Source organism: Geomonas sp. Red276 (assembly GCF_054784495.1).
Map to the genome: position 1 here is coordinate 1 of NZ_BLXW01000025.1, position 17,975 is coordinate 17,975.

At 66.5% G+C, this 17,975-nt stretch carries 8 protein-coding genes and 1 pseudogene; 8 read left to right on the plus strand and 1 reads right to left on the minus strand.

All coding sequences use genetic code 11. From position 1 onward, the window contains the following. Both ACYVL5_RS16375 and ACYVL5_RS16380 read left to right on the plus strand, forming a co-directional pair. Positions 1–1,064 (plus strand): annotated as a pseudogene (locus tag ACYVL5_RS16375) (hypothetical protein); the annotation flags it as partial. A 280-nt stretch (positions 1,065–1,344) separates the two neighbouring features. Further along, positions 1,345–9,165 carry a putative Ig domain-containing protein gene (locus ACYVL5_RS16380; protein WP_460596648.1) on the plus strand — a complete coding sequence of 2,607 codons (7,821 nt, stop codon included), beginning with the start codon at positions 1,345–1,347 and terminating at the stop codon, positions 9,163–9,165. A 148-nt stretch (positions 9,166–9,313) separates the two neighbouring features. Here ACYVL5_RS16380 and ACYVL5_RS16385 read toward each other — a convergent pair whose 3' ends face one another. Beyond that, positions 9,314–10,054, minus strand: coding sequence for a Crp/Fnr family transcriptional regulator (locus tag ACYVL5_RS16385; protein WP_460596649.1), 741 nt, complete (start codon positions 10,052–10,054; stop codon positions 9,314–9,316). Positions 10,055–10,537: 483 nt separating this feature from the next. On the opposite strand from ACYVL5_RS16385, the gene xrtA reads away from it, so the two are divergent. From xrtA to ACYVL5_RS16415, 6 genes are all read left to right on the plus strand, one after another. Then, complete coding sequence (gene xrtA, locus ACYVL5_RS16390; RefSeq protein WP_460596650.1) at positions 10,538–11,383, plus strand: exosortase/archaeosortase family protein; 846 nt, start codon at positions 10,538–10,540, stop codon at positions 11,381–11,383. Then, entirely contained in the window at positions 11,377–12,015 is a 639-nt protein-coding gene (locus ACYVL5_RS16395; protein WP_460596651.1) for an EpsI family protein, read from the plus strand. Before xrtA ends, ACYVL5_RS16395 begins: the two co-directional genes overlap by 7 nt. A gap of 90 nt (positions 12,016–12,105) precedes the next feature. Then, positions 12,106–13,392 carry a nucleotide sugar dehydrogenase gene (locus ACYVL5_RS16400; protein WP_460596652.1) on the plus strand — a complete coding sequence of 429 codons (1,287 nt, stop codon included), beginning with the start codon at positions 12,106–12,108 and terminating at the stop codon, positions 13,390–13,392. A 49-nt stretch (positions 13,393–13,441) separates the two neighbouring features. After that, positions 13,442–15,511 carry an XrtA/PEP-CTERM system histidine kinase PrsK gene (gene prsK, locus ACYVL5_RS16405; protein WP_460596653.1) on the plus strand — a complete coding sequence of 690 codons (2,070 nt, stop codon included), beginning with the start codon at positions 13,442–13,444 and terminating at the stop codon, positions 15,509–15,511. 14 nt (positions 15,512–15,525) lie between these two features. Next, complete coding sequence (prsR, locus tag ACYVL5_RS16410) at positions 15,526–16,896, plus strand: PEP-CTERM-box response regulator transcription factor (RefSeq protein ID WP_460596654.1); 1,371 nt, start codon at positions 15,526–15,528, stop codon at positions 16,894–16,896. Positions 16,897–17,197: 301 nt separating this feature from the next. Next, positions 17,198–17,842: a MarC family protein gene (locus tag ACYVL5_RS16415; protein ID WP_460596655.1), complete on the plus strand. Its 645-nt coding sequence runs from the start codon at positions 17,198–17,200 to the stop codon at positions 17,840–17,842. Positions 17,843–17,975 lie beyond the last annotated feature (133 nt).

Genomic DNA, 17,975 nt, shown 5'->3' on the forward strand with positions numbered 1-17,975 from the left:
GCTTCAACTGGAACACCACTTCCTACGCCAACGGCAGCTACGCGGTGAGCGCCAAGGCCTACGACGCCGCCGGCAACGTCGGCTCGACCTCGGGTGTTACCGTGAACGTCTCCAACGTGGTGGCCGACACCACCGCCCCGGTGGTCGGGAACTTCGTGATGCCCTCCACCGCCAGCTCCTTGACCGTGGCCGTGACCTCCTTCACCGCAACCGACAACGTGGCCGTCACCGGCTACCTGATCACCGAAAGCTCCTCCACCCCGTCCGCTTCCGCCTCCGGCTGGAGCTCGGTGGCACCGACCAGCTTCACCTTCTCCGCCGCCGGTACCCGCAACGCATACGCCTGGGCCAAGGACGCCGCCGGTAACATCTCCGCCTCCAAGGTCGACTCCGTAGTCATCACCCTCCCGGTAGCCACCTCCACCATCGGCGTCGACAAGAGCGTGTACCGTGATTCCTCCAGCGCCGGCTCCTCCATCACCTCGCCGACCCTGACCACCACCGGCGCCGGTCGTCTGCTGGTCGCCTTCGTCACCGGCTCGGCTCCTTCCTCCGGCTCCAACAGCTACGTGACCTCCGTCAGCAGCAGCACTACCCTTACCTGGACCAAGGCGGTCGCCACCGCAGTGCAGCGCGGCACTTCCGAGATCTGGTACGCCTGGGCTCCTTCGACCTTCTCCGGCACCGTGAAGGCCAACCTGAACCAGTCCGTCTCCTCGCGCTCCATCACCGTGATGGCCTTCACCGGGACCGCTACCGGCTCGGCCGCCATCGGCGCAGTCAGCGGCGGGAACTCCGCCGCCGGTGCCCCGAAAGCCTCGCTGACCACCACCAAGGCCAACTCCCTGGTGGTCGGTACCGGCAACGACTGGAGCGGCGCGGTAGCCAGGACCCTTGGTTCCGGCCAGAGCATGGTGCACCAGTTCCTCTCCCCGACCTCCGACACCTACTGGGTGCAGATGGGTAGCCCGGTCTCCCTCACCGGGACGAGCACCAGCATCAACGACACCGCTCCCTCCGCCGACATGTACAACCTGAGCATCGTCGAGATCCGCACTCCCTAACCGCCGGTAACAGCACGGCCCACCCCCAACGGGGCGCAGGTAACATCCTGCGCCCCGTTTCTTTTTGGAGAAATTTAAGGAACTGTAAACTTTGGCGACGTAACTGTCAGCGTTGCCGACACTTTTTTTAGAATGCATCCCATGAGAATGTATTTATCTCCTGTGATTCCAGCGGGTTTCCTGGCCAAAAGGCAGGCGTGCTTCTTGCTGATTTCTGGCATGCCTTTCAGAACGCCGATTCACAGAATCGACGATGAGTCGAACGAGGAGGAGGAAGCTTATGGGCGTCGCGGTGCGGTATCTTTTCTCGGTCCTGATTTTGCTTCTGTTTATGTGCAATGGCGCCTTGGCCAAGGTCTTGGTGATTGCGCCGCACCCTGACGACGAGGCGCTCATGTGCTCCGGGGTGATCAGCAGTTCTCTGGCCGACGGCACCCAGGTGAAACTGGTGCTGATGACCAACGGTGACTTGAACGGCGTCGCCAGCGGGAACACCCGCCAGGACGAGACGGTGGCGGCCATGGCCGGGAAGCTCGGGATGAAGGAGAGCGATATCATCTTCTTAGGCTACCCGGACGGCGGTATGGCACCGGGGGCGACCTACGGGACCTACGGGCTCCAGCCGCTGTACCAGAAGTACACTGCCACCACCAGCATCTACGCCGCCCCCTCCGGGGCGAGCGCCACCTACGGGCACCGAGGCCTCGGCGGCACCGACTACCATTTCTACGAGTTCGGCTCCCACGCCAACTACAACAAGCCCAACGCGGTGACCGACCTGGCAGCCATCCTGGCCGACTTCAAGCCGGATCACATCTTCATCACCAGCCCCTACGACCAGCATCCTGACCACGTCTACAGCTACTATTTCCTGAAGGATGCCTTGGCCTCGTTGGCGTCCACCCTGCCGTCCTACGCGCCGGCCATCCATACCACCATCATCCACGGCGGGACCATTACCGCCTGGCCCGCCGCCGCCAACCCGGCCACCGTCTTCTCCGCCCCCGTCATCCTGAGCTCCACGCCCCTCAACTGGAGTGTCCGCGAGAGTATCGGCGTTCCTTTCGCCCTCCAGAACATCGCGCTCGCTAACAACCTGAAGTACCAGACCATCCAGTCGTACCCGTCTCAGCTCACCGACCCCTCGTCGGCGGCCTTCCTCTCCAACTTCACCCACCGCGACGAGTTCTTCTTCCCCGAGTATCCGGCCGGGGCGGCCCCGCCGGTGGCGAGCGCGGGTGCGGACCAGGTGGTGGCCGAGAACGCCACCGTCATCCTGGACGGCACCGGGAGCCTCGCCAACAGCGGGACCCTCAGCTACGCATGGAAACAGCTGCAGGGTAAAAGCGTCACCCTTTCCGGCGCCACCAGCGCCAACCCGACCTTCACGGCCCCCTCGGGATTGAGTTTCGCAGAGCCGCTCGTCTTCCAGTTGACCGTCACCGACGCCGGGGGCACGAGCTATCCCGACACCGTGGTCGTCACCGTCCTCTCCACCGGCCGCTACGGAAACGTGGCCCCGGCCTCCACGGTGACGGTTTCCTCCCAGAACAGCACCACCGGCCAGACCGGCGCCAAGGCGGTCGACGGGGTGATCGACGGCTGCCCCAACAACTGCAGCGCCGAGTGGGTCACCAACAACGAGCTGGGGGGGGCGTACATCACCCTGACCTGGCCGCAGGCGCAACTGATCGACAAGATCGTCCTCTACGACCGCCCGCAGGCGACCGAGCAGATCCAGTCCGCCACCCTGACCTTCAACGACGGGAGCACCATCGCGGTCGCGGCGCTCAATAACGACGGCTCCTCCAACACCTTCAATTTCCCGTTGAAAAAGATCCTGTCGGTGACCCTGACGGTGAAGCAGGCCACCGGGACCGCGACCGGACTGGCCGAGTTCCAGGTCTTCGGCCAGCCAGCCCCGACCCTCGCCGTGGTCTCCGGCGCCGCCTCCACCGGTTCAGTCGGGTATCCCTACGCGAGGACCCTGTCGGCCACCGGCGGGCTCACTCCCTACAGCTGGTCGCTCGCTTCGGGTAGCCTTCCCGCCGGGCTGACCCTCAACGCCAGCACCGGGATCATCCAGGGGACCCCGACCGCGGCCGGGAACTCCAACTTCACCCTCCAGGTCACCGACGCCGCCGGCGCCACCGCCCAGCGCGCCATGACCATCACCGTGAGCGCCGCCCTCAAGGTCGCCACCGCCAGCCTTTCGTCCGGGAACCTGCACGTCGCCTACGACCAGGCGCTGACCGCATTCGGCGGCCTGGCCCCCTACACCTGGTCGGTCGTCTCCGGCGCGCTCCCCTCAGGTCTTGCCCTGATCCCGGGGACCGGCCACATCACCGGGACCCCGATGGCGCTCGGCTCCTCCAGTTTCACCGTGCAGGTGGTGGACGCCAATGGTTACCTGGCCACCGCCTCTTTAGGGCAGACCATCGGGAGCTCCCTTTTGACCGTCACCACCAACGGCCCGCTCCCCTCGGGGAGCGTGGGGACCGCCTACAGCCAGACCCTCACGGTCGCCAACGGCCTCGCCCCCTACAGCTGGTCGCTCGCCTCGGGGACGCTTCCTGCCGGGATCACCCTGAGCTCCGCCGGGGTTCTCGCCGGTACTCCGACCGCCGCCATCAACACCATCATCACCGTGCAGGTGCAGGACTCCTGGGGCGACATCGCCACCAAGAATCTCTCCCTGAGCGTAACCGACGCGGCCCACACCATCACCGTGGACTCCACGGTCTTCACCGACGCCTCGACGGCAGGGACCACGATATCATCGCCGAGCATCACCACCAAGGCCGGCGGGGAACTCCTGCTCGCCTTCATCGACGCGAGCGGCCCCTCCACCGGCGCCAACACCACGGTTTCCTCGGTCACCAACACCGGCACCGCGCTCACCTGGACCAAGGCGGTGAGAAGCAACACCGAGCCGGGGGTATCCGAGATCTGGTGGGCCTACGCCCCCTCCGCCACGACCTGCACCGTCACCGCGACCCTGAGCTTGAGCGTCTCCTCGCGCTCGATCACCGTCGTCTCATTGCTCGGCACGGCGGCCAACGCCGACGCCATCGGCGCGGTGGGGAGCGCGGGAGCCCTCACCGGCGCCCCCTACGTCTCGCTGGTAACCACCCGCGACAACTCCCTGGTGCTCGGGACCGGTAACGACTGGTCGGGAGCGGTCTCCCGCTCCGCGGTCCTCGGCCAGAGCGTCATGCACCAGTTCCTCTCCCCGACCGCCGACACCTACTGGGTGCAGCGGATGAGCGCAGTCACCCCTGCCGGCGGTACCACGGTCGCCATCAGCGACAGCTACCCGACCGCGGACATGTTCAACCTCGCGGCGGTGGAGGTGCGGACGCAACTCCCGGCATCGCTCTCGATGGCCCCCGCCTCGCTCCCCTTCGGCACCGTCGGGGCCGGCTACAGCCAGCCGTTCTCCGCCTCGGGCGGTGTCCTGCCGTACAGCTGGTCGGTCGCCTCCGGGGCCCTGCCGGCCGGCCTTACCCTCAATAGCGGCAGCGGCATCCTCTCCGGCACCCCGACCGTGGACGGAAGCTTCGCCTTCACCGTCCAGGTGAAGGACGCCGTCGGCGCCACGGTGACCTCGGCATCGCTCGGGATGACCGTGTACACCCCGGTGGTGGTGGCCGCCGCCACCCTGCCGACCGGGACCGTGAGCCTCAATTACCGCCAGGTACTTTGGGTCTCCGGCGGGCTCGCCCCCTACAGCTGGTCGGTTTCCTCCGGGAGCCTCCCCGGTGGCCTCGTCCTCGATCCTTCTGCGGGCACCATCTCCGGAACCCCCACCGCCGCGGGAGCCTTCAGCTTCACCGTCCAGGCGAGGGATGCCAACGGCACCACCGGCTCCCAGACCATGTCGATCACCATCTACGCCCTGGTCGATCGCAACGTCGCCCCGCTGGCCACCGCCACCGCCTCCTCACAGAACAGCACCTACGGGCAGCTCGCCAGCAAGGCGATCGACGGCGTGGTCGACGGCTATCCCGGCGACTACACCAAGGAATGGGCCACCGTCGGCCAGGTTGCCGGCGCCTGGATCAGCCTCAGCTGGCCCGCCTATTACCAGGTTGACAAGATCGTCCTCTACGACCGCCCGAACCTGAGCGACCAGATCCTTTCCGCCACCCTGACCTTCAGCGACGGGTCGACGGTGAGCGTGGGACCGCTCGCCAACGACGGCTCGGCGACCGCCGTCACCTTCTCCCCCAAAGTCACCAACTCGGTGAAGATGACCGTGGTGACCGGCACCGGCTCCAACGTCGGCCTGGCCGAGATGGAGGTCTGGGGGTACCAGGTGGCATCGGCGGTGGGGGTGACCACCTCCTCGCTCCCCGACGGCACGGTCGGCGTCGCCTACGGCCTGACCCTCGCGGCCAGCGGCGGCACCTCGCCCTACACCTGGGCACTCACCTCCGGGAGCTTCCCGGCCGGGCTCGCCATGGACTCCACCGGGGTCATCTCCGGTACCCCGACCCAGGCGGCAAGCAGCAACGTCACCATCCAGGCCACCGACAGCACCGGGAACTCCGCGTCCAAGGCCTTCCCGCTGGCGGTCTATGCACCGCTCACCGTAACGACGGCCTCCCTGCCGGTTGCGACGGTGGGAACCGCCTACAGCCAGAGCCTCGCCGCCAGCGGCGGCTCTTCCTCCTACAGCTGGTCGGTGACCTCCGGGACGCTCCCCGCCGGCCTAACCCTCATCCCGGCCACCGGAGTTATCTCCGGTACGCCGACCGCGGCGGGGAGTAGCCCCATCACGGTGCAGGTGGCGGATGGCCGCGGGGTCACCGCCCAGGCCCAGCTGAGCGTCACCGTCTTCCAGCCGCTCACGGTGACCACCTCGTCGCTTCCCTTGGCTACCGTGGGAAGCGCCTACAGCCAGCCGCTCTCCGCCACCGGCGGGACCGCCCCCTATGTCTGGTCGATCACCTCCGGGACCCTGCCGGCCGGGCTCTCGCTTACTTCCGGCGCCATCATCGGTACCCCGACCGCCACTGCCAGCGCCACGCTGATCGTCCAGGTCACCGATGCCGCCAACGGCACCGCGACCAAGTCGCTCACCCTCGCCGTCTACCAGCCGCTCGCGGTGGGAACCGCGGCCCTTGCTAACGGGACGGTGGGGACCGCCTACAGCCAGACGCTCTCCGCCTCCGGCGGGGCGACCCCCTACAACTGGTCGATCAGCGCCGGGACGCTTCCGGCCGGTCTCACCCTGAACGGCTCCACCGGTGCCATTACCGGTACCCCGACCGCCCCGGCGAGCGGCCCGCTCACTTTCCAGGTCGCCGACGCCAACGGCACCACCGCGTCCAAGTCGTTGAACCTCGCGGTCTACGCGCCGCTCACCCTCGACACCGCCACGCTCCCCACCGGGACCACGGGGAGCTCCTACAGCCAGACGCTCTTAGCCTCGGGCGGGGCGACTCCCTACAACTGGTCGATCGCCTCCGGCACGCTCCCGGCGGGGCTTGCCCTGAACGCCGCGACCGGCGCCATCACCGGCACCCCGACCGCCACCGCCAGCGCTTCCTTGACCTTCAAGGTGACCGACGGCAACGGTAGCTCCGCGACCAAGGCCCTGACGCTGACGGTCTACGGCCAGCTGACGGTGACCACCACCGGCCTCGCCAACGGCACGGTCGGGGCCGCCTACAGCCAGACGCTCGCCGTAGGCGGCGGGTCGGCCCCGTACAGCTGGTCGATCACCTCCGGCACGCTGCCGGCCGGACTCACCCTCAACGCCACCACCGGCGCCATCACCGGGACCCCCACCGCCGACGGTGCCGCAGCCATCACCTTCCAGGTCACCGATTCCCTCGGCATCGCGGTCAGCAAGGCCCTGACCGTGGCGGTCTTCCAGCCGCTGTCGGTCACCACCACCTCCCTTGCCACCGTGACGGTGGGCGGGATCTATAACCAGGGGCTTTTAGCAACCGGCGGGGCGCCCCCCTACAGCTGGTCGATCACCTCCGGCACGCTGCCCGCCGGGCTCACCCTCAACGGGACCACCGGTGCGATCACCGGCTCCCCGACGGCGGCAGTGAGCGCCACCCTGACCTTCGTGGTGACCGACATAAACGGCACCACCGCCTCCAAGTCGCTCACCCTGACCGTCTACGGCCAGCTCGCGGTGACTACCGCCACCCTGGCCACCGGCACGGTGGGGACCGCCTACAGCCAGGGGCTCTCGGCCTCCGGCGGGGCGACTCCCTACAGCTGGGCGGTCGCTTCCGGCGCGTTGCCGGCGGGGCTCTCCCTTAACGCCGCCACCGGCGCCATCACCGGGACCCCGACCGCCGACGGGTCCGCATCCTTCACCGTCCAGGTCACCGATGCGCTTGGGACCGCGGTCAGCAAGGCGCTCACCCTGGCCGTCTACCAGCCGCTGGCGGTTTCCTCCGGTGGCCTCGCCACCGGCACGGTCGGGACCGCCTACAGCCTGAGCCTGGCCGCCAGCGGCGGGCTCACCCCGTACAGCTGGTCGCTCACCTCCGGCACGCTCCCGGCCGGCCTCACCCTTAACGGCACCACCGGCGCCATCAGCGGCACCCCGACCGCGGCGGCGAGTGCAGCGCTCACCTTCAAGGTGACCGACGCCAACAACGCCACCGCCACCAAGTCGCTCACCCTGACCGTCTATGCGCCGCTCACCGTGGCCACGACGTCACTTGCCAACGGCATCGTCGGCTTCGCCTACAACCAGAGCGTCTCGGCCACCGGCGGCGCCACTCCGTACAGCTGGACGGTCGCCTCCGGCGCGCTGCCGGCCGGGTTCTCCCTCAACGCCTCCACCGGCGCCATCACCGGCACCTCGACCGCCACCGGGACGAGCAGCTTCACCGTCCAGGTCGCCGACTCCCTCGGCGGCACCGCCACCAAGGCGCTGACCATCGGCATCTTCCAGCCGCTGTCGGTCACCACCACGACACTTGCCACCGGCACCGCGGGGACCGCCTACAGCCAGACCCTGGCGGCGGGCGGCGGCCTCGCTCCCTACAGCTGGTCGGTCGCCTCCGGGACCCTTCCCGCCGGGCTCACCCTGGCGCCTTCCACCGGCGTCATCGGCGGGACCCCGACCGCGGCGGCCAGCGCCTCGCTCACCCTGCAGGTGACCGACGCGAACGGCACCACCGCCAACAGGGCGCTGACCCTCACCGTCTACGGACAGCTGGCGGTCGCCACCACCACGCTCTCCTCCGGCATCATCAATACGACTTACAGCCAGAGCCTTTCGGCCACCGGCGGACTCGCGCCCTACAGCTGGTCGGTCACCTCCGGATCGCTGCCGGCCGGGCTCTCCCTCAACGCCTCGACCGGCGCCATCACCGGCACCCCGACCACGGCGGGGAGTTCCAGCTTCACCGTCCAGGTCGCCGACTCGCTGGGAGGTACCGCCACGGCCCCCCTGCAGCTCACCATCGCCTCCACGGCCACCATCGCCCTCGACACCACCGTTTACACCGACGTCGCCACCGCCGGCAGCACCATCGCTTCCCCCTCCTTCACCACCAAGGGGGCCGGCGAACTGCTGCTCGCCTTCGTGAGCGCCAGCTCTCCCGACACCGGCACCAATACCTCGGTCTCCTCGATCTCGGGCGGTTCGCTCACCTGGACCCGCGCCGCGCTCGCCAACGGCCAGCGGGGGACCGCCGAGGTCTGGTACGCCTACGCCACCACCGCCCTGACCGGCACGGTCACCGCCACCTTGAACCAGAGCGTATCGTCCCGCTCCATCACGGTGGTGGCGCTGACCGGCACCGCTTCGGGGGCGAGCGCCATCGGTGCGGTCGCCACCGGCGGCGCCTCGGCGAGCGCCCCGTCGGTCTCCCTCACTACCACCAGGGCCAACTCCTGGGTCTTCGGGGTCGGCAACGACTGGACGAGCTACACCTCCCGGACGGTGGGCGCCAACCAGACCATGGTGCACCAGTTCCTCTCCAGCGGCACCTGGGACGCCTACTGGGTGCAGCGCCAGACGAGCGCCATCGCCTCGTCCGGGACGGCGGTCACCATCAACGACACCGCCCCCACCGGTAACATGTGGAACCTGGCCGCGGTGGAGATCCGTACACCTTAGAGAGACGCCGCTGTCGTGAACGTCAAAGGGGCCGGCTGGTCAGCCGGCCCCTTTTTATTTGGTGGTGGACGATCTGCGGCGGGAGGCCCTGGAACGACGCCGCTTGGCCCGGCCGGCCGGTCGCGGGCCGGGGGAGGGGAGGGGAGGCTCAGTACTCGACGGTAATGGGTTGAAAGGGACGTTTGTCCCTCGTGGTGAAGAACGATTTGCTGAGCACCACCGTCTTGTTGTCGATGATGGCGATCAGGTTCTCCTTCACGAGGTTTTTGAGGACGCGGCTCATGGTCTCGCGGGTGACCGAGGCGAAGTTGGCCATCTGCTGGTGGGTGAGTTTGACGTCGATGATGACGCCGCGCTGGTCCTTGACCCCGTAGAGTTCGGCGAGCCTCTCGAGAAGGGACATCACCCGGTCCTGGGCGTTCTCCGCGTTGAAGCTCACGATCTTGATCATCTCCCAGGAGTCGCGGAGCCTGCGGCAGAGGAGGTCGATGATCTTGCGCTGAAAGCGGGCGTTGCTTAAGAGGTAGGCCTCGAAATCCTCCTTGGCGAGAAAGCCGATCACGGCGTCCTCGTGGGCGATGACCGTGGCGGGATTGGTCTTGCCGTCCAAGAGCGACATCTCGCCGAAGAACTCGTTTCTGCGGTGGATGGAGATGATCTGCTCCCTTCCCTCCTCGTTGTGCTTGACCACCCGCACCTTTCCGGAGTAGATGAGGTACATGCACTTGCTGGTGTCCTCCTCCAGGAGCACCACCTGGTCCTTGGCGTACTCCTTCTTCACGAACAGCTTCTCGACGTTTTCGATCTCCTCGTTTCTCAAGTCCGCGAAGAAGGGGATGTTCTTGATAGACTTGCAGCCGATGTGATGCCGTTCCAAAGTCTCGGTCATTGGGGTCTCCCTGGTTCCGGTCTGTTCGGCCGGCGTCGGATTATTTTACAACGGGCTTCTTGGGCAGGGTGGGAAGGGGGCGCCGGCCTCCGGGGCGGGTGAACCGGAACTCGGGACGCAGTGGCCCGGCAAATAATGAGCAAAAAAGATGCCATATGCTAATTAAGTAGTTTTTACTCGTAAATGGGCGCCATCAGTGGGAAAAAATTTTTTCATCAATGTAAGGACATCCGACAAAATGCCGCTATACTTTACACGACCCCGGCGCCCTCATGGGTAAGTGGCTATTTCGGCGTTAATTAGTAATCTCGGTCCGTCAGTATGGTGTGGCTGTTATAATTAAAAGACCGGTCGGTGTGGGTGGGCGATCGGACCGGGTGACAAAAAATGTCCGGTGCTGCATTTCTGACTTGACAGGAAAAGATGGTAAATGTTTAATTTAAACCTGTTCAGGTGTGGTCTAATTAGAGTGAGGGCCGCGGCGTGACGTTTGATGAATCTTTCCGGCAGAATCGACTCGCCTTTCTCTTCACGCTGCTGCTTTTGATGGCCGTCTACGCCAAGGTGGTGCCGGACATGGCCCGCCAGTGGTACGATGACGCCAACTACTCGCACGGTTTTCTCGTCCCGCTGGTGGCCGGCTTCTTCGTCTGGGAACGCCGCCGGCTGGTGGCCGCCACCGTGGTCAAGCCGTGGTGGCCGGGACTGCTCCTTTTGATCTTTGCCATGCTGCAACTGGTGGTGGGCCGGCTCGGTATGGAACTCTTCACCATGAGGAGTTCCCTGGTGGTGGCCCTGGGGGGAATCACGCTCTTCTTCTTTGGCAGGGGGCTTTTCCGGCTGATGCTGTTGCCGCTTGCCTACCTGCTGTTCATGGTCCCCCTCCCGTACCTCGTTTACGACGCGGTCGCCTTCCCTCTCAAGCTCTTTGTCACCAGGGTCTCCATCGCCTTCCTCCAACTGGCCGGTGTGGTCGTGCTGCGGGAGGGAAACGTGATCCAGCTGCCGCTCACCACCCTGGAGGTGGCCGACGCCTGCAGCGGGATCCGCTCGCTCATCTCGCTTTTGGCCCTGGCGGTCGCCTGCGCCTTTTTCCTTAAGCTTTCGGCCGGGAGACGGGTGGCGCTGGTGATCGCCGCGGTCCCCATCGCCGTCTTCACCAACGCCCTGCGGGTGATCGGCACCGGGCTGCTGGCCCAGTACTGGGGGGCGCGGGCGGCGGAAGGCTTTTTCCATGAATTTGCCGGCCTGGTGGTTTTCATGGCGGCGGCCGCCCTCCTGGTCGCCCTGGGAGCGCTCCTGTCGCGGAAGAAGGAGGGGCCATGCTGAAGAAGCGGCACTTCGCGGCGGTGTACCTCCTCCTTGTGGCGGCCGGCTGCTACCTCCAGTTTCACGGCACGGAGCAGGTCCCCATCAAGAAGCCGCTCGATCTCTTTCCCTCCACGGTGAGCCGCTGGCGGATGGCGGGGGAGTCGCACCTCTCGGACCGGGTGCTGGCGGTACTGCAGGCCTCGGATGTGCTGATGCGGCAGTACGTGAACGAGCGGGGAGAGAGGGTCGAACTCTACATCGGCTATCACGACGGGGGGAAGGGGAGCGGGGAGATCCACTCACCCAAGCACTGCCTGCCGGGGAGCGGGTGGCTCACCCTCTCCACCGTGCGGACCGAACTGGCCGCGGCCGGCGAGAAGCTTAACCTCGTGCGCGCGGTCTACCAGAAGGGGGACAACCGCGAGCTGTTTCTCTACTGGTACCAGGTGGGCGGGGTGACCGTCTCGGAGGAATTCTCCCTCAAGGCCGCCGAAATCGCCAACTCGCTGTTGCGTAACCGCCGCGACGCCTCCTTCATCCGGATCTCGGTCCCCTTTCCGGACGCCGGCGGGGAGTCGAGGGCGGGGGAGATCGCCAAGGAGTTCGTCGGGGACTTCCTCCCGCAGATACGGGGGTTTCTCCCGAGTTAGCCTCTTGCTAAAAGCCGCCCGCACCGGCGGCCGGCCGTTTTTACCGTTCTCAAATCCCGTGCCCCCAGAGGGGCCACACCGGAGGTTTTCATGGATACCAATCGCGTCATTTCAGTCATCGGGCTTGGTTACGTCGGCCTGCCAGTTGCGGTGGCTTTCGGCAAAAAGCATAAGACCATCGGCTTCGATATCAACCGGACCAGGATCTCCGAGTTGAGCGACGGCTTCGACCGCACCGGGGAGGTCTCCGCCGAGGAGCTGCGGGCGGCCGACATCCTCTACACCGATTCCACCGAGGTGCTGCGCAAGGCCGATTTCCACATCGTCGCCGTCCCGACCCCGATCGACAAGGCCAACCAGCCGGACCTCTCGCTCATGTACCGCGCGAGCGAATCGGTGGGGGCGGCCCTGAAGCCTGGCGACATCGTGGTCTACGAGTCCACCGTCTACCCCGGGGTGACCGAGGAGGAGTGCCTCCCGATCCTGGAGCTCGTCTCGGGGCTCAAGGGGGGGGTCGACTTCACCGTCGGCTACAGCCCGGAGCGCATCAACCCCGGCGACAAGGAGCACACCTTCACGAAGATCAAGAAGGTGGTCTCCGGGCAGGACCCCCGCACCCTAGACGTGGTCGCCGAGGTCTACGGCTCGGTGGTCACCGCCGGGGTGCACCGGGCCCCCACCATCAAGGTGGCCGAGGCTGCCAAGGTCATCGAGAACACCCAGCGCGACCTCAACATCGCCCTCATGAACGAGCTGGCGGTGATCTTCGACCGCCTCGGTATCGAGACCAAGGAAGTCCTGGCGGCCGCCGCCAGCAAGTGGAACTTTCTGAAGTTCACCCCCGGGCTGGTCGGGGGGCACTGCATCGGTGTCGACCCGTACTACCTGACCCACAAGGCGGAGAAGTCGGGGTACATCCCGCAGGTGATCCTGGCCGGCCGCCGCATCAACGACGGCATGGGGAAATTCATCGCCCAGCGGGCGGTGAAGGAGGTGATCAAGGCGGGGCATCCGGTCTTGGGCGCCCGCGTCACCGTGCTCGGGCTCACCTTCAAGGAGGACTGCCCCGACCTCAGGAACTCCAAGGTCGCCGACATCGTCCACGAGCTCGAGGACTACGGCATGGATGTCCAGGTGACTGATCCCCTGGCCGACCCTGCCGAGGCGGTCCACGAGTACGGGGTGACCCTGGTCCCCCGCCAGGCCCTCAAGCCGGCGGTGGCGGTGGTCGCCGCGGTGGCCCACCGCGAGTACCGGGAGTACCGCCCCGCCGACCTCAAGGCGCTCATGGGCGACAACCCGGTGCTGATCGACGTGAAAGGGGTGTACGACCGGCCTCAGCTTGCCGAGGCCGGCATCAGGTGCTGGTCCCTCTAGCTCCCCCGCGCCGCGCCGGTTGCGGCGCGCCGCCCTGCGGAGAAACGGTATGACGATTTCGCTGATCGCCGTGGCCATGCTGTCGTTGTCCGTGCTGAGGCTCATCTTTAAGCCGCAGCGGCGCGGCTCGCGCTGGCTCCTCGTTGCCACCCTGGCGTCGGCCGCCCTGCTGGAGCTGGGGGACCTCTGCGCCGTCACCGGGGTGGACAGCGGAGGCCCCTGCCGCCAGTCGGTCCTCTACATCGAGGCGGTGACCCCGGCCCTCTGGCTCCTTCTGAGCCTGAGCTACGGCCGCGAGGGCGGGGTCAAGGGGGTCGGCAGGTGGGGGTGGGGGCTTTTCGCGCTCTCGGGCCTCTTGCTGCTGGTCCCGGTCGTCCTCGCCCCCCAGGAGCTCTACTACGCCCCCGATTTCCCGGCCGAACGGATCCTCTTCCTGACCGACCGGGGATACCTTTTCTACGTGGCCATCCTGGTCTTTTTGGTGGCCGCCCTGATGAATTTCGAATCGACCCTGCTGCACGCCTCCCCGGATGCGCTCTGGCGGGTCAAGCTCGACATCGTGGCGCTCGGCTCGATGCTGGCGGTGCTGGTCTTTTACTACAGCAACGCCCTGCTCCAGCGGACGCTCAACATGGAGCTCGTGCCGCTGCGCGCCCTGCTTTTCATGCTGGGGGCGGGGCTCGTGCTCTACTCGCGCGCGGAGAGGCGCGGGGCGGTGAAGATCCGGGTTTCCCAGCGGATACTCCTGCGTTCGGCGGCCCTGGCCGCGGTGGTCGGCTACCTGGTCCTGCTCGGTGCCCTGGGGGAGGGGCTTCGCTACTTCGGGGACCAGTTCCCGCGGGTGCTGACCATGGCGCTGGGGTTCATCTCGGGGATGCTGCTCCTCCTCGTGCTCCTTTCCAACCGGCTCAAGCGGGAAGTGAAGGTCTTTTTGCACAAGAACTTCTACCAGAGCAAGTACGACTACCGGACCCAGTGGCTCGCCATCACCGAACGGCTGGCGACCGCCGGTTCCGGCGAAGATCTCCTCAAGCGGATCCTCTCGGCCTACTGCGAGATCTTCGGGGTCCGGGGGGGAGCCATCTACCTCCACCAGGAAGGGTGCGGATGGTTCTGCGCCACCGGGGTCCTCGACCTGGAGGGTGCCGAGGAGGCCCTGGCCGACGACAACCCGCTCCTCGCCTTCCTGCGCGGTAAAAGGTGGGTCTTCTACAGCGGCGACGACAACCCGGAGATCCTGGCCGCCAACCGGAGCTTCATCGACCGGCACCGGATCTCGTTCGTGATCCCGCTCTTCGAGGGTGAGAGGCTGATCGGGTTCATCGCGCTGGGCGAACGGATGGTCCCCGACGAGCGCTACCGCTACGAGGATTTCGACCTGATGAAGGCCATCGGCCGCCAGGTCTCCATCTCGATCCAGCAGCAGCGGCTCTCCGAGCAGCTCACCCAGGCCCGGGCCATGGAGGCGGCGGGGAGCCTCGCCACCTTCGTGATTCACGACCTGAAGAACCTGGCCTCGACGGTCTCGCTCATCGTCGACAACGCCGGCGATCACATCGACAACCCCGACTTCCAGCGCGACATGCTGGAGAGCCTGGGAAGGACCTCCCAGAAGATGCAGGACCTGATCGGGAGGCTCAGCAACCTCGAGGAGATGGAGTTCTACCGCCTGCGGCCGGTGGATCTCTTGGCCCTGGTGGAGCGCAGCGCCAGCCTCGTGCAGGGCTCCATCTCGGTTACCGGCGAACGCCACAGCGCCATGGCGGACGAGGAGGAGCTCCAGAAGGTGCTGTTGAATCTCTTCCTGAACGGGATCGAGGCCTCCGAGAGGGGGGCCCCCATCACCGCCGAGGTGGGGCATGACGGGGCCCCGTACATCAAGGTGATCGACCGCGGCTGCGGCATGTCGCCGCGCTTTATCAGAAGTGAGCTCTTCACCCCGTTTCGCAGCACCAAGCTCAAGGGGCTCGGGATCGGGATGTACCAGTGCCGCCAGATCGTGGCGGCCCATGGAGGGAGGCTTGAGGTCTCCAGCGTGGAGGGGGTGGGAACCGAATTCACCGTCTGGCTTCCGCCGCTGGAGCTTGATGCGGCCGGTGTCATGGTCCATGCCGCTTGATGAAGGAGGGAGTCGTGCAGAAGATCTTGATCGTGGATGACAACGAGGATATCAGGCGCCAGCTCAAGTGGGGGCTGGGAAGCGAATACAAGGTGGTGGTGGCCGCCGATGCCCGCGAGGCGTCGGCCATGTTCCGCGCCGAGCGCCCCGGCGTGGTGCTCCTCGATCTCGGCCTCCCGCCAAGCCCCGACACCTCCGAGGAGGGGTTCCGCTGCCTCGAGGAGATCATGGAGGTCAATCCGGCCGCCAAGGTGATCATGCTGACCGGCAACAACGACCGGGAGAACGCCCTGCGGGCGCTCAGGATGGGGGCCTCCGACTTCTACTACAAGCCGCCGGTCCTGGCCGACCTCAAGGTGATGGTGGCCCGCGCCTTCCACCTGGCGGGGCTCGCGCAGGAGTCGGGCGGGGACGGGAGTGCTGCCGATGCGGGCGAGCATTGGGGGATGGTCGGGAGCTGCCCGGAGATGCAGGCCGTCTTCACCACCATCAACAAGGTCGCCTCCTCCAACGCGCCGGTGCTGATCACCGGGGAGAGCGGGACCGGCAAGGAGCTGGTGGCCGGGGCGATCCACCAGGCGAGCCTGCGCCGCAAGGGGCCGATGGTCGCCATCAACTGCGGGGCCATCCCCGAGAACCTCCTGGAGAGCGAGCTCTTCGGGCACGAGCGGGGGGCCTTCACCGGCGCCCACATCACCGTGCAGGGGAAACTGCAGTACGCCCACCGCGGCACCCTGTTCCTGGACGAGATCGGCGAGCTCCCGGTCGGCCTCCAGGTGAAGCTCCTTCGCTTCCTGCAGGAGGGGACCATCCAGAGGGTAGGGGGGAGGGAGAACATCTCCATCGACGCCCGTACCACCTGCGCCACCAACGTCGACATCGACAGGGCCATCTCCGAGGGGCGTTTCCGGGAGGATCTCTACTACCGGATCGGGGTCATCAATATCAAGCTTCCCCCCCTGAGGGAGCGGGGCGACGACGTGCTCCTTTTGGCCGAGAACTTCCTGAAGTTCTACGCCAAGGAGAACAAGAAGAAGGTCTCCCGCTTCAGCGCGACCGCCGCCGCCTTCATGAAGCGCTACCACTGGCCGGGGAACGTGCGCGAGCTCAGAAACCGCGTGCAGCGCGCGGTGATCATGTGCGAGGGGGGCGCCATCTCCCCTTCGGACCTGGGCTGCGACACCGACACCTCCGCCGCCCTGGAGGCCCGTCCGGAACGGCTCTCCCTGCGGGAGGCCCGGGAACGGATGGAGCGGGAGATGATCCTCTCGGCCATGGAGCGGCAGTCGGGGAACATCCTCAAGGCCGCCGAGGAGCTCGGCGTGAGCCGCCCGACCCTCTACGACATGATGAAGAAGCTCTCCATCAACCACGCCCACCCGTAGCCCCTCCTCGTACTTCACATGACTCGCCACCCCTCCCCCTTCTGGGGGAGGGGTTAATCATCATCACCCTCTCCCCTTCAGGGGAGAGGGTGGCCGAAGGCCGGGTGAAGGAGATTTTCGTCGGAGCTTTGCCCTCACCCTCTCCCCTCTCCCCCAGTGGGGCGAGGGGAGAGGGTAAAGAAGAGATGCATAGAAAGGGCAGGGCCTCCCTGCTCCTCCCCGGTGGTAGAATAATGAGAGGCGTGATGCCTCCGCAAAGGGCATTCATCGCCTGCCGGGCTTCATCCGGGAAGGAGGTGGCATGGGCGGTTACTCCGAGCTGCTGATCGTCTTCGTGGTCCAGCTCTTCATCATCGTCGATCCCCTGGCGGGCATCCCGATCTTCCTCGCCATCACCCCCAACAAGAGCCGGGCCGAGCGCCGCACCACCGCGTGGCGGAGCTGCCTCATCGCCTTCGTGGTCATCGTCTTCTTCCTGGTCGCCGGTCCCTACCTCCTCGGTTACTTCGGCATCAAGACCTCCGCGGTCCGCCTCTGCGGCGGCATCCTCCTCTTCCTGATCTCCCTGGAGCTTCTGCACGGCCACGCGACCGGAACCGGTACCAGCAGCCGCGAGGAACGTCTGGCCGAGGAAAAGGAAGACGTCTCGGTGACCCCGCTCGCCATCCCTTTGCTGGCCGGTCCCGGTGCCATCGCCACCACCCTCATCTTCGCCGCACGGGCGGGCGATCCCCTTTCCATCCTGGTGCTGGCGACCGGGGCGGCCGTCGTCTTCGCCGTCACCTTCGTCTTTTTTTTCTGGGCCGACGAACTGGCCCGGACCGTCGGTGCCCTCGGCATGCGGATCGTGACCAGGATCGCCGGCCTCCTGCTCGCCTTCATTGCCGCCCAGTACGTCATCGACGGTGCCCACGCCGTATTCAGCGGCGAGCTGCCGCTGCGCTAGCTCCGGTACCCAATCAATCGCCCCCGCCTGGCCCTTCGCCACCTCCCTTCGGGCCGCTGACGCTCCCTGTTTTCGCCACGAAAAAGGGGACGACACCCGCCGGCGCCGTCCCCATCTTTGCGATTCTACGTCG

Excerpts from the sequence above, each read along its gene's own strand:
- ACYVL5_RS16400 (WP_460596652.1), top strand. The coding sequence starts at position 12,106 with ATGGATACCAATCGCGTCATTTCAGTCATCGGGCTTGGTTACGTCGGC.
- ACYVL5_RS16415 (WP_460596655.1), top strand. The coding sequence starts at position 17,198 with ATGGGCGGTTACTCCGAGCTGCTGATCGTCTTCGTGGTCCAGCTCTTC.
- ACYVL5_RS16380 (WP_460596648.1), top strand. The coding sequence starts at position 1,345 with ATGGGCGTCGCGGTGCGGTATCTTTTCTCGGTCCTGATTTTGCTTCTG.
- prsK (WP_460596653.1), top strand. The coding sequence starts at position 13,442 with ATGACGATTTCGCTGATCGCCGTGGCCATGCTGTCGTTGTCCGTGCTG.
- ACYVL5_RS16385 (WP_460596649.1), bottom strand. The coding sequence starts at position 10,054 with ATGACCGAGACTTTGGAACGGCATCACATCGGCTGCAAGTCTATCAAG.
- ACYVL5_RS16395 (WP_460596651.1), top strand. The coding sequence starts at position 11,377 with ATGCTGAAGAAGCGGCACTTCGCGGCGGTGTACCTCCTCCTTGTGGCG.